The sequence below is a fragment of the Vibrio tubiashii genome (genome assembly GCF_028551255.1).
GTDB lineage: Bacteria > Pseudomonadota > Gammaproteobacteria > Enterobacterales > Vibrionaceae > Vibrio > Vibrio tubiashii_B.
In genome coordinates this window covers 1,709,093-1,723,752 of record NZ_CP117029.1, presented here as the reverse complement: position 1 = coordinate 1,723,752, position 14,660 = coordinate 1,709,093, and the positions used below count along the sequence as shown (strand labels likewise).

Below are 14,660 nucleotides of genomic sequence, written 5' to 3'. Positions count from 1 at the left end.
TAGCTTCCCTCTTCGTTTACTTAAAGCAGAACTATTTGTTGCCCGAGCATATAAATTCAGCACGCCACAAAAGTCTTTTTGTCTCTTTCATGTTGGTCAGTAACTCTTGACCAGACATTTGCGGGAATGCATGTAATACCGTTACATCCTCGCTTTCTTCAGACCTTTGGTAAGCCCTTACATGCGTAAAAGTGCTCGATAGGTTATTTGACAGCATACCTTTGGACAAACAAATTCCAAAAACGTCCCGTTTCATCGTCTTTCCCTCTGACAAGTAGGCCATCATAGGTTTAGTTTAATAATTATCTGGATACTGACAGCCGATTTAAACGTTCCTACACATTTCAGTGTGCTTAATAATTATACGAAATTAATGAGTGGCTAGTATAAAAAATAATCTAAAAATCATGTGATCTAAATCACCTATTCCACCAGTTTTATATGTGGAAATTCTAACTAGATCTAAATGTCATCGATTGCAGAATAAGCGGCGGTTGCTTAATAACCGATAGGAATAAATTACTTTGTAGGCTTCACAATTTAATCAACAGTCGATCGTTGGAATGTTAGGCGAATGTTATTCTGCCACAGTATAAAGGAGAGCGTATGAAATGGAGCAGTATCAGCTTTCGTAAAAGAATGCTGATTATCATGACACTATCAGGTCTGATTGAGTTGTTGATTCTTGTTGCGGCAGGGTTTATTTACATTAAACAAGCTCAGGAAGACGAAATGGGGCATCAGGCTCTTGGTGTCGCTTCATTTCTTGCCAAATCTCCCTATGTCATTAGTGCTATTGAGAATGGCGTTGATCAAGAGAGTCAGCAGCGCTATCGAAGTTTGACCAATTTAATCGGTGCGGCCTTTATTGTTATCGGTGACAAGGATGGTATTCGCCTTGTTCACCCATTAGATGAACGTATTGGTAAGCCAATGAAAGGTGGGGATAATGACCGTGCGCTAGTGGGTGGAGAAGCCTATATCTCCGTTGCTGAGGGCTCGCTAGGTTACTCAGTTCGTGGCAAAACGGCAGTCTTCAATGAGCAGGGCGAAATTATTGGTGTGGTTTCAGTCGGTTATCTGATTGATCGCCTGCAAGATCGTATTGAGCCCTTCATTATTTTCCTTGTTCTGATGGCCTTCATTGTTGTTGGCGCTAACGCCATTGTCTCTAGCTACGCATCACGCCGTTTTCAAAAAGCGATTCTAGGCTTTGAACCTGAAGAGATTGGTCGATTGTACGTAGAGCTTGATGTTACGCTTGAGACCCTGAAGGAAGGCATCATTACTATTGATGACCAAGGGAAATTGCGCTCAATCAACCGAAGTGCGTGCCAGATACTTAACTTAAATAAAGAGCAAAGTATCAACCGTCCATTGAGTGAGATTTTGCCTGACAGTGACTTGCACACTGTGATTCAAACTGCGCGTACCGATCACGATATTAACCTCTATTTGAATAAGCAGCGCTTAATTGCCAATCGAAGCCCAATTATTGTCGATGGCAAAGTGGTGGGCGCTGTTTCGAGTTTCCGCCGCCGTGATGATTTAACCGAGCTGACTGAACAGCTAGCGAAAACCAAAGAATATGCCGAAATGTTGCGTTCACAGACCCACGAACATCGCAATAAACTCAATACCATCAGCGGTATGGTGCAAATGGGGGAACTGGAAGCGGTACAGTACCTAATTGGTCAAGAAACCGCGCACTACCAAGCTTTGATTGAGTTCCTCCGCGAAACAATCAAAGAGCCGCTGATTGCAGGCATGCTATTGGGCAAGACTGAACGAGCGCGCGAGCTTGGTTTACAGCTTGTAGTTGAAGAGGGGTCGCGTCTTGAACCTCTGCCGCAACGCATTAACCCTGAAGATCTCGTTACGATTCTAGGTAACTTGATTGATAACGCTTTTGATGCGACACGCGATGCCATCACACGAGACCCTCTGTTTCCTGCGGATCGGAGGTTGGTTGAAGTTTCAATCAGTGATTATGGCAACGAAGTAATATTGGAAGTGGTTGATCAAGGTTGCGGCTTACCGGACAACGTCAGTGTAGACTCTTTAGTTGAGCGCGGCGTATCGAGTAAAGACTCGTCAACTCGGGGGGTCGGACTATTTTTAACCAATCAACTTGCCACCCGTTATCACGGCGAGCTTGAGATGATGAATAACAAAGATTGTGGAGCAAGGATGACAGTATATCTACCTAAGGATGAGCAGATATGACGACAGTAACTCGCGTAATGATCATTGAAGATGATCTCGCTATCGCCCAATTGCATCAACGCTACCTTGAACAAATCGGTGGCTATGAAGTGATAGGTATAGCGACAACGAAGCTTGAGGCAAACTTGCAACTCGATATTCTTCAGCCTGATCTGCTGTTACTAGATGTCTACCTGCCTGACGGAACGGGTTTAGAAATACTCCAAGAGTTACGAACTAAGAATCTCAGTTGTGATGTCATTTTGATCACTGCAGCGCGAGATGTTGATACCTTACAACAAGCGATGCGTGGTGGCGTCGTTGACTACTTACTCAAGCCAGTCGTCTTTCCGAGATTAGAAGCGGCACTAAAAAAGTATGTATTACAAAAGCATCAGTTAAACCATGCAAACGATCTTGACCAGAGTATTGTCGATAAAATGCTTCAAGCGGCGAATAGCAATGATTCACCTAAGAATCGACTACCTAAAGGCATAGATGGTGTGACATTGGAAAAGATTAAAGCTCTGTTTGTCGATAACCAAAACCTGACCGCAGATGAAGCAGGAGAGCAAATTGGTGCTAGCCGCACGACAGCCCGTCGTTACTTGGAATACCTAATCAGCACAGGCGAGCTTGAAGCGGACTTAAATTACGGAACGGTAGGCCGTCCTGAAAGAACCTATCGGAAGTCTAGTAACTAAACTATCAATTAACCTAGATGTAAATGTGATTGACCTCTATATTTGTTTATAGGCTATAAACGAACTGACTAGAGGTCGTCCTATGCGACTTTTAACATTATTAATTTTCATCTTTAGCTCACTTGGTCAAGTGGCGCAAAGTACAGAGCTAAATGAACTGAGTTATCTTACCGAGCAATACCCACCTTATAACTACGACCAGGGCAAAGGAGTTGAAGGCATCGCGATTGATGTACTTAGGTCTGCCAGTGAACAAGCCAACAGCCAAGTCTCTTTAGAATCGATACAAGTGCAGCCTTGGCCACGTGCCTACCGCAGCGCATTGATTAAGCCCGATACTGTACTTTTCTCAACCACCCGCACCCAACTAAGGGAACATATATTTCAATGGGCAGGGCCGATCATCGAAACTCGGATTGTTGTATTGGCCAAGAAAAGCAAAAACATTCACGTTAGTCAGCCGATGGCACTCGCCCAGTACCGCATAGGCGTAATTCGTGATGATGTCGGAGAGCAACTGCTATTGGAACTAGGGGTTCCAAGAGACTCCATGGTTGAAAGTTCAGTACCTGAAACACTCGCCAACCAGTTTGTCAAAGATCGTATAGACTTATGGGCATACGAAGAGAATGTTGCCAAATGGTGGTTGAAACGCGGCGGCTATAATACGCAAGATTTTGAAGCGGTTTACGTACTGAGTGAAGGGGAACTTTACTTTGCGTTTAACTTGGAAACAGACAGTAGACTAGTTCAGCAGCTTCAGCAGGGCATTGATGCCATCAAGCAGGCCACGAGTGAGGGTGAAGTGAGTGTTTATCAGGAAATACTTGGTAAGTACAAATAAGGAGATTTGATGAGATTTGGTGCTTTATTACTGTTTTTTATTGCATGCCAAGCTGTTGCCCAGCAATCCATTACCTTAACTCTATCTTCGCAGGTAGATGGTGGGCATCACTTTTACCATGAGCTGTTGTTTGAAGCGCTGACGCGAGATGGCTATGACGTCAAAATCATGGTGCCCAGTGAGCATATACCGCAAAAGCGCGTGATAAGAATGGTTGAAAGCGGGCAGTTAAGCCTGACATGGTTGCTCGCAACACCGGAAAGAGACAGCAAGTATCTTGCGATAGATGTGCCTTTGACCAATGGATTGATCGGAAAGCGGGTCATGCTGATACCTCCAGAGCTGCAATCGAAACTCACCAATATCAACACACTTCAGGATCTCAAGCAGGCTAATCTGGTCGCCGGTTTAGGGGTCAACTGGTTCGATGTCGATGTGTGGAAAGCCAACGGATTGAAGGTTCATGAAGAAGATGGCGAGTGGCGTGCGCTGTATCATAAGCTAACAGACGATGGTGAAGTTAACTATTTTCCACGAGGGATGAATGAAGTTGGCGTAGAAGCGGCGCAAAACAATCACTTGGCCATTGAGCAAAGGTTGCTACTTGTTTATGACCGAGATTTCAAATTCTATCTGTCACCTAGCATGGCCAAATACCAGCCAGTGATTCAAAATGCGTTAAATAAAGCCAAAGCATCGGGCTTAATCGATCAATTGGTTAGAAAACACTGGGGTGAGAGCTTCCAGCAGATCAAACCAGACCAAAGAGTCGTGATTAAACTGGAGTTACCGAATCAGACATCTCAAAAACGTTAACGCCTTATTGCCCTCTGCGTATAATATCTAATAATCAAACAATTAAACTCATTTAAGGTTAGTCAAACGTCAATGGAAAGTGTTTTTATCGTCGTCGCCATATTGGTCATTTTCTTTGTTGTGATTCAAAAGCGCTATCTCAAGCAAGATGAGTTGAAAGATAGTACCTACAAAAAGAAAGGGCCGCTGCTTAATGCGCAAGAGTCAGCTTTCTATAACGCACTGATTACAGCAGTAGGTCAGCACGGCGTGGTGATGAGTAAAGTGAACCTATCCAATGTGATCACGCCACTCGCTACGGATAAAAAGCAGTGGTTTATCGCCAACAATCGTATTTCAAAAAGCTACTATGATTATGTAGTATGTGACCCTCGTACACTGGAAGTTCGTGTCGCGATTGAGCTAGATGATGGAAAAGAGCTTAATAAAGGCAAGGTCGATCGGCAAAAGTTACTGATTCATGTGAGTAAATCTGCCGGCATTCCTCTGATTGGCGCAAACATCAAACACAGTTATCAAGTTGGGCGTTTACGTCGCCTTCTTGCCGCGCATATCGATTTGATTGAACCTGACAAAGAAATTCGCTTTTGTAAGCGTTGTGGTAGCCCAATGACGATCAAAACGGCGAGTCAGGGCGAACATAAAGGCCGACGTTTCTTTACTTGTAGCCGACAGCCACAATGTACGTATACAGAAAACTACAATGTCGTGTTTGAAGAGGAAGACAACGGAAACTAAATCGAGGAAAAGCTTAACTCGGTTTTAGAAGGGCGGCTGCATACCATAACTTGGTTGCGGCCGTTTTGTTTAGCGCGATACAGTTCTTTATCCGCTTCTTTTAATACGCACTCTAAGTTCGCATAATGGTCGCATTGATAAACGCCAATGCTTGCCGTAAGAGAAATTGGGGTACTGCTATCATTGAATGCGTAGCTTTCAATCGCATTACGGATTTGTTCAGCTTTCTCTTTTGCTTTTTGTACATTGGTATTGTGCAAGGCGATACAAAACTCTTCACCACCAATTCGATAGACAAGGTGCTCGTCACTTAGGCCATCAATCAGAGCGGCAGTTTGCACCAATACCTTATCGCCAACATCGTGGCCGTGCTTGTCATTCACCGCTTTAAAGAAATCTAAATCTAAGATCAAAAGGGAAAGGGGCAGCTTGATGCTCTCATTGCGATAACGCTCAAAGTTATGAGTCAGGGCGTGGCGGTTATAGACACCGGTTAACGCATCACGGGAGGCAAGTTGTCCTAGCGAAGCTTCAGAGACTCGTCTTTTTACCTCCAGTACATGGGAGGTTAGCCAAATGGTGATAAATGCGAGTGAAAAATTGATTGCAAGCTGAGAGTTTCCATCGATGCCATCTGTCCACAGCTTGTAAGAAATAATTCCGATTTGGGTGATAAAGCCGATGCTTGTTGCTAGAACCCCGGCACGGCGGCCTAGGATCAAATAGAACATCATCGGAAACAGACAAGCCCAGATAAAGACGCCAAACTCTATCGGATATTCGTAGGTCGCTAGGCTTGTGACACCCGTTAGGCTGAAAACATAAGCGACAATGAAGGCTTTTGAGATGCTTTCTTGGTAAGTGTGGTAAGCGATATAAAGTGAAAACAGTCCAAATGCCGTTTCTATATAGTGATGTGGGCTGTAATGTTGGACAACAAGGTGGTATGCGGTAACAGATACCGAGATGAATGCTAGTAGCGTACTAAGCCAAAATAACACTGCTCGGCGTAACTGCCGAGAAGGATTAAAAATGTCTAGCTCCATCCTTGTCGCCTTTGTAAATTTAAATATGCCAAAGCTTGAATATGGCTTTCATCATATGCTTTTTATAGGTGGAATCAAGGCAAAATCTGAATAGAGATCACGCTATTCAAATGATAGCTTACATTGTGAACGACAAGATTGCGGAATGTTTCAACTAAGTTAATGAATGTGTTGATCTTTGAGGGTAACTAGTTCTGTGTGTGTTAGGTTTTTCTGGTGATATAACTTGTATAAATATGGAACGAATGTCACCTCAGCACCTGAAGGGAAGTGAGAAGAGGTGACATCACTAGTTGGGTCTTTTATCAGTTAACTTGGAACTGCTTCATTAACCGCTCTAAACCTTCGAGTTTTTCAACGAGTTCACTCGTACGCTGAATAGAAGTGCGAGAAGTCTCGGATGTGTCATCAGATAAGGTCTTAATGTTGATGATGTTGCGGTTGATCTCTTGCGTGACACTGGCTTGTTGTTCAACAGCGGCAGCGATTTGAAGGCTACTGTCGGTAACCAAATTTAGCTTACTTGAAATAGAATCGAGAACTTGTCCGGTGTTATTGGCTCGCTCTTTACACTGATTTGATAGCGTGATGCCTTTAGCCATTGCTTCGACTGCATTTTCGGCAGTTCCCTGAAGGTGGCGAATCATGGTATGAATCTCGTTAGCCGATGTACCCGTTTTGGAAGCAAGATTTCTCACCTCATCAGCAACCACTGCAAAACCACGCCCAGTTTCACCGGCTCTTGCTGCTTCAATAGCAGCGTTTAGCGCCAATAAGTTGGTTTGTTCTGAGATGGTGGTGATGACTTCTAAGATACTATCGATTTTTTGGCTATCTTGTGACAGCTGAGTAATGATCGATTGCGCTTGAGCAAGTTCACTTGCCATGACACTAACTTCTGAAATTGTCGCTTGAATGCTCTCAAGACCTCGATTGGACTCTTGGTCAGCTTCTTCGGCCAACATTGAAGCGGCGGATGCTGCATTAGAGACCTCATTAATGGATTGGGTCAACTCTTCAACTGCCGCAGACACTTGCTCTGTTTCGTGACATTGTTGGTCTAGGCTTTGACCAATAGATTGGATCGTTCCAAATTCATCTTCCGCAGAAATCAATATTTTGCCTGAAGTTTCTGTCGCACGAGCGGTCACAGCGCGCAGCTCCGCTTTCTTCATCATCAGAGCGAGTTCTACTTGAGAATAGTCATCATAGCGATTGGTGTAAGGCTTCTCCATTAATGGGTTAGTGTAGGCCTCTTGCGCTAGTGCGTTTACATGAGCAAAGCGTTTGTGTTGATAAACTGTGCAGCCGACAATGACTAAGCCTAGCAAAGTGCTGAGTAAAGAAAATAAGCTAGGACTTAGTGCCGCCGATATGAGCGACGTGACCGTAAACATGGCGGCTAGTACGATTGATATCAGGTGCAGCGGGAGTCGAAACTTAGCCGTTGTTTTATTAGCCGTAAGCTTACTATACAGTGACTTAGCTCGTTCAACTTGTTCGTCAGTTGGTTTCGAGCGTACGGATTGATACTCAATGGTGTTGCCGTCTGCGTCTTTAATTGGTGTAACAAACGCAGACACCCAATAGTGATTGTCATCTTTACATTGATTTTTGACCAAGCCCATCCAACTCTTGCCCTCTTTTAAATAGGACCAGAGTTGGGCAAAAGCCTGTTTGGGCATATCTTGGTGACGTACCATATTATGCGGGTTGCCGATAAGTTCATGAGGGTCGTAACCCGCAATGTTACAAAAGTCGTCGTTTGCGTGAGTGATGTGGCTTGAAGCATCCGTTGTCGAAATGAGGTTAGCAGTAGCGCAGTAATCTTTATTGAGCGTTGAATTTGTCATATAAGGTTCCAATTGTTGGCTCATTAGCTCCATGCGAATGGATAACAAGTAATCTTTTGTTTTTCTTGTAGTTACATGACTATGCTAACTGGTGAGACTTTGTCTTATAAATGATATGAATCAATATCAATCACTTATTCACAAAAGCATCACTAATCACTTTTGGTGTTTTCATTAATAAGAAATTGTTGCATTAATTACCTATTTTGTGTGATGTTAAGTGGCTACCAGTCGATGGATTTTCCATCTCTAAAGAACCCTCCGCTTGGGCCTTTATCATCGAGTATTGCCGCCCAAACTATCCCTCTTGCGCCTAGCTCGACTGGCTGTCCCCCATGTCCTCCCATATCTGTTGCTACCCAGCCTGGGCAGACTGCGTTGACCAAAATACCTCTCGATCGTAATTGCTCATCTAACATGAGTGTCAGGGCGTTAAGAGCTGCTTTAGAAATGTTATATGCCGGCGTACTTGAAGACATCCCCTTCAATGAACCCGCTCCACTGCTCACATTCACTATACGGGCTGAAGCGCTACGTTCGAGTAGTGGCAGAAAAGTCTGAACCATCTCCCATGCTCCGTAGACATTTGTTTCCATAGCCTCTCTAACCACATTGAGATTAGCGGTTGCGGCGTTTTGCCAAGTGTCATAATGAATAGCAGCGTTGTTAACTAAAACATCCACTACGCCAAATTGCTTTTGAACAATATCAAACAATCGTTGAATGCTTTCAGAATCTGTGACATCAAGTTGTGCTGGAGTAAGATTTGGCTGATTCAAGCTCTGAACAATTTGGCAGACTTGCTCTTTTTGCCTGCCTGTCATTATTACCTTGTACCCAAGACTTGCGAGCTGAATACTTACCTCTTTGCCTAAACCACGGCTAGCGCCTGTAACAATGGCGATTTTTGATTTCATTTTACTTCCTTACTCGTTACGAAATGTTCGGAGACTTATCGATTTTCTTTAAACCAAGACTAAAGAAGTCTAGAGACAAAAGATTGAAAATTACTGCTCCAAATTTTGAAATTAGTTGCCTGATAAATTGTTATCTTAATACTCTCGCAAATACGTTCTTTATAACTACCTGTTACTAAAAGTGTGGGGTTCTTTGACTGTTTAGAGCTAATTTAACTATTAATAATTAACGAAAACCTATTGCTAACAGCTACCAATTACCGAGCGTGCAAAATATAGCTTTGGAGGTAATTGAATGAGCATGTACAGAGAAACGAAGCCAGCATTAGATAGTCAAACCGAAGATAATATTATTCCGATAAGGAGTAGGGAGAAGATAGGTTGTAGGTGTTTAAGAGGGACTTGCCAAACCTCATCGGGTGGCACTTCTTTTTGCGAATCATGCTTGTCTGTTCAAAGAGTGCTAGATAACTACTTGAAGACACACTCAGATTTAGAGTGCGGTGAGCTTGTGGAAGCAATATGGAATCTGCAATGCGCGAAGATGCAGATAAGAAATACATTCTTAATGTTTCCTCATCAGCCACCGGACGATGTGGTTGTTAAGATGTGTGAACTTCAGTGCCAGTTGGCAACTCTAATCTCAAGCTTGGAAAGGATAAAGCAAGAAAATCAACTCTACTTGCTTCTCGCCGTTATCGCGAGAGAGACAGATTTGATTTTAAAGAGTAAGAAAGCTCAGTGGTGGATGTCATGAAGTTCAAAAATCTACCCATAATGGCTCAAATCGCAGCACCCGTGTTGATCAGTGTATGTCTTTTTGCTTTTTCTACTATCTTGTCCGATGTCCTTCTTAGAGACGTCCAGGCGAGCGGCTATGTGTCGCTCGTTAGCTCGGATAATGTTGCTAAGTTAATGTCGGCACAGCGTAACGTATATCGAATACGTATGGCTTCCGCTAGTGCTTTTTATGGTGAAATTTCATGGGAAGATGCGCGCAAACAATTTGAGCAGCGCAGCGACACAATCAATAAAAGACTCGCTCAGTTAGAAAGTGCAGATGGTGCTTTAACCATCGATACGAGCCTAAAAGATAAAGTTACCAAAGAGCTTAGTGAATATGGTGCGACTCAAACGGCGTTGGCTGAGCGTATGAAATCCCTAGAACAGTTATCCGGGTCGTTACCTGATTTGAATTTGGCTCTAGCCATTGCAGTCAAACAACGGGTGAGTTTTGAGCAGCGCCAAGAGTGGCGAGAGTTGTTATCTGGGCTTTACTTATTTTCCAGCCAAATCCAGCGAAACCTTATTTTGCTGGAGAACAGTTCAAATACGGAGTACATCAATAAAATTCGCCTCAATTTAGAGAGTTTTAAACAATCTTTGGAGTCTTTCCGTTCCTCGAATACCGCTAAACTCGCCCTCAATAAGGCACTTAGAGATTACGGGAAACAACTCTCTTTACTAGAAGATGGATACCTAGCGCTGACTAAGGATATTGCTTTAATTAGTGAGCAGGGCACGTTATTGCGAGAAATGTTAGCAAGGTTGTCTTCCGAGTTAGAAGCACAGAACAAACTATCTTTGGAGAGCGGGATTTCACTTACCAATACAACTGAATTTGCTCTTGTCTCTTCATCAATACTCGCCGCTCTTATAGCGAGCACTTTGGCGGTTTGGATAGCCAAGTACATTAATCTAAGCATACTTGCATTGAGTGAGACCATGGATAGTATGTCCTCTGGTGTGCTGAGTAAGAAGACAAACTTAACTGGCGATAACGAAATTGCACGTTTAGGCTCCAATACCGATAAAACTCTAGAAACATTAGAGCAAACAGTTAGTGAACTTAGAGATGTCGGGTCAGATGTTGCCTCTTCTGCAACGGAGCTTGCCGCAACAATGGTTGAACTAGAAGGTAATGCGCTAGAGCAAAAAGCGCAAGTAGAGAGAATCGCCTCAACCAGCACCGAGCTCGCAGCGAGTTCGGAACAAGTGGCAAGTACTGCAAGCGATACAGAAACTTACGCAATGCAGGGAATGGAAATTGCGAAAGAAGGAGCGGCGGTAGCTCAAACCAGGGCGAGTTTGTCAGAAGAGCTTATTGTAGAGCTGAATCAAACCTCTCAAGTTGCTAGGAGTTTGGAGCAACTATCTACCAGAGTGACAGAGTTTGTTAGCTTGATTGAGAATGTCGCTGAACAAACAAACTTGTTGGCTCTCAATGCTGCGATAGAAGCAGCTAGGGCAGGTGAGAGTGGTCGTGGCTTTGCCGTTGTTGCCGATGAAGTTCGAGTGCTCGCTCAAAAAACATCCAACAACACCGAATCTATTCAAGAACTCGTTCGCTCTTTGCAGGACGGTTCTCAAGATATGGTGACTTCTGTAAGCGTATGTTTAGGAAAAGTCACCGAAAACGCAACACTGGCAAAACAAAGTGAAGAAGACATGAACTCATTGTTTGACGGTATAACCAAGATCATTGAGCAGAATAATGAAATGTCGTTGGCTGCCAATGAGCAGAGCCAAGCCATCGCTTCGATGAACGATAGCATCCATCAGGTTGATAACAGTCTCAGCCAAAATACACAGGGTATTAAGCAAAGTGCAGAAGCTGCGTCTTTTCTTTCAGAGTTGTCTGAGAGGCAGCAGAGCAAGCTGAGTTTTTTCAAGTCAATTTAAATCATCAGAGCCTCTATAAATAGAGGCTCAACGTCTCGATTTGAAGCCAAAATTTAGGCCGAAGTTGCGACACATATTTGAAAATTTTTAGAACTATAAAAGGATGAGTGCAAATATTGCACTTAAATGAGCGCTCCTCATCAAGAGTGTAAAATAATTACGTTTTGCAATCGGTTAAATTGTGTTCCTACCCCTTTAGGGTAGTTTAAAACTGTAATTGATTTACATCATGTATTAATTTTCTTTCACAATTAACAATTGGCTCAGATAAAGAACCTAACCCTTAGGAAGTATTATGAGCAAGTTGAAGCTGGTTGTTATCGGTAACGGTATGGTAGGACACCGTTACATTGAAGACCTAGTAGAGAAGGCAGATGCATCCCAGTATGACATTACTGTTTTCTGTGAAGAACCACGCGTCGCTTATGACCGTGTCCACCTCTCTTCTTACTTTTCTCACCACACTGCAGACGAGTTATCTTTGGTTAAAGAAGGTTTCTACGACAAGCATGGTGTGAACATGTTGATTGGTGAACGTGCAATTAACGTTAACCGCGAAAAACGCATTGTCCATTCTAGTACTGGTCGTGAAATTCAATACGACAAGCTGATCATGGCGACTGGCTCATTCCCATTTGTTCCACCTATTAAGGGCCGTGAAAGTAAAGATTGTTTTGTCTACCGTACCATCGAAGATCTTAAAGCGATCGAAGCATGTGCGAAAAAGAGCAAAATCGGTGTCGTTATCGGTGGTGGTCTTTTAGGTCTTGAAGCCGCTGGTGCACTTAAAGCACTCGGTGTTGAGACTCATGTTGTTGAGTTTGCACCTAAGCTAATGGCTGAACAGCTCGATCAAGCGGGTGGTAATCAACTACGCCAAAAAATCGAGAGCATGGGTGTTAAGGTTCACACCAGTAAAAATACACTTGAAATCGCTCCAGAGGGTAAAAATGCACGTAACGTGATGCGTTTTGCTGATGGTACTGAACTAGAGACGGACTTCATCGTATTCTCTGCGGGTATCCGTCCTCAAGATAAGCTAGCTCGTGACATGCAGTTAGACGTTGCGCCACGCGGTGGTATCGCTATTAACGACTTCTGTCAGACTTCTGATGAGAACATCTATGCTATTGGTGAGTGTGCTTCTTGGAATGAAACCTTCTACGGGCTAGTTGCTCCTGGTTACAAGATGGCAACGGTAGCGGTTGACCACATTGTGGGTAACGAGAGCAAGTTCGAAGGAGCAGACATGTCTGCCAAGCTTAAGCTGCTAGGTGTGAAAGTTGGTTCTATCGGTGATGCTAACGGTCGTACTCCTGGTTGTAAGAGCTACGTTTACCAGAACGAAGAGCAGGAAGTATACAAACGCTTAATCGTATCTGAAGACAATAAGAAGCTTCTTGGCGCGGTAATGGTAGGCGATACGTCTGACTACGGCGATCTTCTCCAGCTTATGCTTAACGAAATTGACCTACCAGAACACCCAGATGCACTTATCCTACCTGCACACGCGGGTGCTGAGAAACCTACTTTAGGCGCCGATGCTCTGCCAGATTCTGCGGTTATCTGTTCTTGTTTCGATGTAACTAAAGGCAAAATCGCTGAAGCTGTTGCACAAGGTCACCACACGATTGGCGACATCAAAGCAGTAACCGGTGCGGGTACGGGCTGTGGTGGTTGTATCCCACTTGTCACGTCAGTACTAAACGCTGAGCTTGAAAAAGCAGGCGTTGAAGTAAAAGCTGACGTTTGTGAGCACTTTGCTTACTCTCGCCAAGAGCTTTTCCACCTAGTACGCATCGGTGAAATCAAATCGTTTGAAGAATTACTAGAGAAACATGGTAAAGGTTACGGCTGTGAAGTGTGTAAGCCTCTAGCGGGCTCTATTCTGGCTTCTTGCTGGGGTGACCATATCCTTAAGCCATCTTTGGTTAAACTGCACGATACCAACGATAACTTCCTAGGTAACATGCAAAAAGATGGTACGTACTCTGTTATTCCACGCATGGCGGGTGGTGAAGTAACGCCACAAGCGTTAGCAGCACTGGCTGATGTAGCCGCAGAATACAACCTCTACACCAAGATCACAGGTGCACAGCGTATCGGCCTGTTCGGTGCTCAAAAAGACGATCTTCCAGCCATCTGGAAAAAACTGGTTGCAGCAGGTTACGAGACTGGTCAGGCATACGCGAAAGCACTGCGCATGGCGAAGACCTGTGTAGGTTCAACTTGGTGTCGTTACGGAGTTCAAGATTCGGTTGGTCTTGGTGTGATGATTGAGAATCGCTACAAAGGCATTCGCACTCCGCATAAGATGAAGTTTGGTGTTTCTGGCTGTACTCGTGAGTGTGCAGAAGCGCAAGGTAAAGACTTAGGTATTATCGCTACTGACGCAGGTTGGAACATGTACGTATGTGGTAATGGCGGTATGAAGCCACGCCACGCGACACTGCTTGCTGGTGATCTAGACCAAGAAACCCTAATCAAATACATCGACCGCTTCATGATGTTCTATATTCGTACGGCTGCGCCACTACAGCGTACTTCTGTATGGTTCGAGAACCTAGAAGGCGGCATCGACTACCTACGTGAAGTGATCATCGAAGACAAACTGGGTATCAATGATCAACTAGAAGCCGACGTTGCCAAGCTAGTGGAAGAGTTCCGCTGCGAATGGACGGATACCATCAACGACGAAACGCAGCTAAAACGCTTTGCTCATTTCATTAACTCAGATGAGCGTGACGATAACGTTATGTTTGTGACTGATGGTCGTGAGCAGCATCGCCCAGCAACATTCACAGAAAAACATCCTGAAGCGAAAGGCGACATCCTTCACGTAGAAGTGGTTTAAG

Annotated in this window: 12 protein-coding genes; 8 read left to right on the top strand and 4 right to left on the bottom strand. The window is 44.0% G+C overall.

All coding sequences use genetic code 11. The annotated features are described in order from the left end of the window. Positions 1–31: 31 nt before the first annotated feature. Complete coding sequence (locus tag LYZ37_RS07925; protein ID WP_004745207.1) at positions 32–256, bottom strand: hypothetical protein; 225 nt, start codon at positions 254–256, stop codon at positions 32–34. Positions 257–606: 350 nt separating this feature from the next. Between LYZ37_RS07925 and LYZ37_RS07920 the strand changes: the two genes are divergently transcribed. The 5 genes from LYZ37_RS07920 (at position 607) to LYZ37_RS07900 (ending at position 5,307) form a co-directional block, all read left to right on the top strand. After that, positions 607–2,226, top strand: a complete 1,620-nt coding sequence (locus tag LYZ37_RS07920; RefSeq protein ID WP_272785078.1) for an ATP-binding protein — start codon at positions 607–609, stop codon at positions 2,224–2,226. Beyond that, complete coding sequence (locus LYZ37_RS07915) at positions 2,223–2,909, top strand: response regulator (protein ID WP_272785077.1); 687 nt, start codon at positions 2,223–2,225, stop codon at positions 2,907–2,909. Before LYZ37_RS07920 ends, LYZ37_RS07915 begins: the two co-directional genes overlap by 4 nt. An 82-nt stretch (positions 2,910–2,991) precedes the next feature. Continuing rightward, positions 2,992–3,753, top strand: a complete 762-nt coding sequence (locus LYZ37_RS07910) for a substrate-binding periplasmic protein (RefSeq protein ID WP_272785076.1) — start codon at positions 2,992–2,994, stop codon at positions 3,751–3,753. Positions 3,754–3,762: 9 nt separating this feature from the next. Continuing rightward, positions 3,763–4,569 carry a hypothetical protein gene (locus LYZ37_RS07905; RefSeq protein WP_272785075.1) on the top strand — a complete coding sequence of 269 codons (807 nt, stop codon included), beginning with the start codon at positions 3,763–3,765 and terminating at the stop codon, positions 4,567–4,569. A 72-nt stretch (positions 4,570–4,641) separates the two neighbouring features. Next, positions 4,642–5,307, top strand: coding sequence for a DUF2726 domain-containing protein (locus LYZ37_RS07900; RefSeq protein WP_272785074.1), 666 nt, complete (start codon positions 4,642–4,644; stop codon positions 5,305–5,307). Here LYZ37_RS07900 and LYZ37_RS07895 read toward each other — a convergent pair. From LYZ37_RS07895 to LYZ37_RS07885, 3 genes are all read right to left on the bottom strand, one after another. Further along, positions 5,304–6,353 (bottom strand): GGDEF domain-containing protein, encoded by a 1,050-nt coding sequence (locus tag LYZ37_RS07895; protein ID WP_272785073.1) that lies wholly within the window; start codon positions 6,351–6,353, stop codon positions 5,304–5,306. The two genes, LYZ37_RS07900 and LYZ37_RS07895, sit on opposite strands and share 4 nt — an antisense overlap. Before the next feature lie 305 nt (positions 6,354–6,658). After that, positions 6,659–8,206 (bottom strand): methyl-accepting chemotaxis protein, encoded by a 1,548-nt coding sequence (locus LYZ37_RS07890; RefSeq protein WP_272785072.1) that lies wholly within the window; start codon positions 8,204–8,206, stop codon positions 6,659–6,661. 224 nt (positions 8,207–8,430) lie between these two features. Then, a complete protein-coding gene (locus LYZ37_RS07885) occupies positions 8,431–9,123 on the bottom strand; it encodes an SDR family NAD(P)-dependent oxidoreductase (protein WP_272785071.1) in 693 nt (230 codons plus the stop codon). Between the two features lie 445 nt (positions 9,124–9,568). On the opposite strand from LYZ37_RS07885, the gene LYZ37_RS07880 reads away from it, so the two are divergent. The 3 genes from LYZ37_RS07880 to nirB all read left to right on the top strand — a co-directional run bounded on the left by LYZ37_RS07880 (position 9,569) and on the right by nirB (position 14,659). Further along, positions 9,569–9,880, top strand: coding sequence for a hypothetical protein (locus LYZ37_RS07880; RefSeq protein WP_272785070.1), 312 nt, complete (start codon positions 9,569–9,571; stop codon positions 9,878–9,880). Then, positions 9,877–11,805, top strand: coding sequence for a methyl-accepting chemotaxis protein (locus LYZ37_RS07875; RefSeq protein ID WP_272785069.1), 1,929 nt, complete (start codon positions 9,877–9,879; stop codon positions 11,803–11,805). Before LYZ37_RS07880 ends, LYZ37_RS07875 begins: the two co-directional genes overlap by 4 nt. 295 nt (positions 11,806–12,100) lie before the next feature. Then, positions 12,101–14,659: a nitrite reductase large subunit NirB gene (nirB, locus tag LYZ37_RS07870; RefSeq protein WP_272785068.1), complete on the top strand. Its 2,559-nt coding sequence runs from the start codon at positions 12,101–12,103 to the stop codon at positions 14,657–14,659. Position 14,660 lies beyond the last annotated feature (1 nt).

Excerpts from the sequence above, each read along its gene's own strand:
- LYZ37_RS07925 (WP_004745207.1), bottom strand. The coding sequence starts at position 256 with ATGAAACGGGACGTTTTTGGAATTTGTTTGTCCAAAGGTATGCTGTCA.
- LYZ37_RS07920 (WP_272785078.1), top strand. The coding sequence starts at position 607 with ATGAAATGGAGCAGTATCAGCTTTCGTAAAAGAATGCTGATTATCATG.
- LYZ37_RS07915 (WP_272785077.1), top strand. The coding sequence starts at position 2,223 with ATGACGACAGTAACTCGCGTAATGATCATTGAAGATGATCTCGCTATC.
- LYZ37_RS07910 (WP_272785076.1), top strand. The coding sequence starts at position 2,992 with ATGCGACTTTTAACATTATTAATTTTCATCTTTAGCTCACTTGGTCAA.
- LYZ37_RS07905 (WP_272785075.1), top strand. The coding sequence starts at position 3,763 with ATGAGATTTGGTGCTTTATTACTGTTTTTTATTGCATGCCAAGCTGTT.
- LYZ37_RS07900 (WP_272785074.1), top strand. The coding sequence starts at position 4,642 with ATGGAAAGTGTTTTTATCGTCGTCGCCATATTGGTCATTTTCTTTGTT.
- LYZ37_RS07895 (WP_272785073.1), bottom strand. The coding sequence starts at position 6,353 with ATGGAGCTAGACATTTTTAATCCTTCTCGGCAGTTACGCCGAGCAGTG.
- LYZ37_RS07890 (WP_272785072.1), bottom strand. The coding sequence starts at position 8,206 with ATGACAAATTCAACGCTCAATAAAGATTACTGCGCTACTGCTAACCTC.
- LYZ37_RS07885 (WP_272785071.1), bottom strand. The coding sequence starts at position 9,123 with ATGAAATCAAAAATCGCCATTGTTACAGGCGCTAGCCGTGGTTTAGGC.
- LYZ37_RS07875 (WP_272785069.1), top strand. The coding sequence starts at position 9,877 with ATGAAGTTCAAAAATCTACCCATAATGGCTCAAATCGCAGCACCCGTG.
- nirB (WP_272785068.1), top strand. The coding sequence starts at position 12,101 with ATGAGCAAGTTGAAGCTGGTTGTTATCGGTAACGGTATGGTAGGACAC.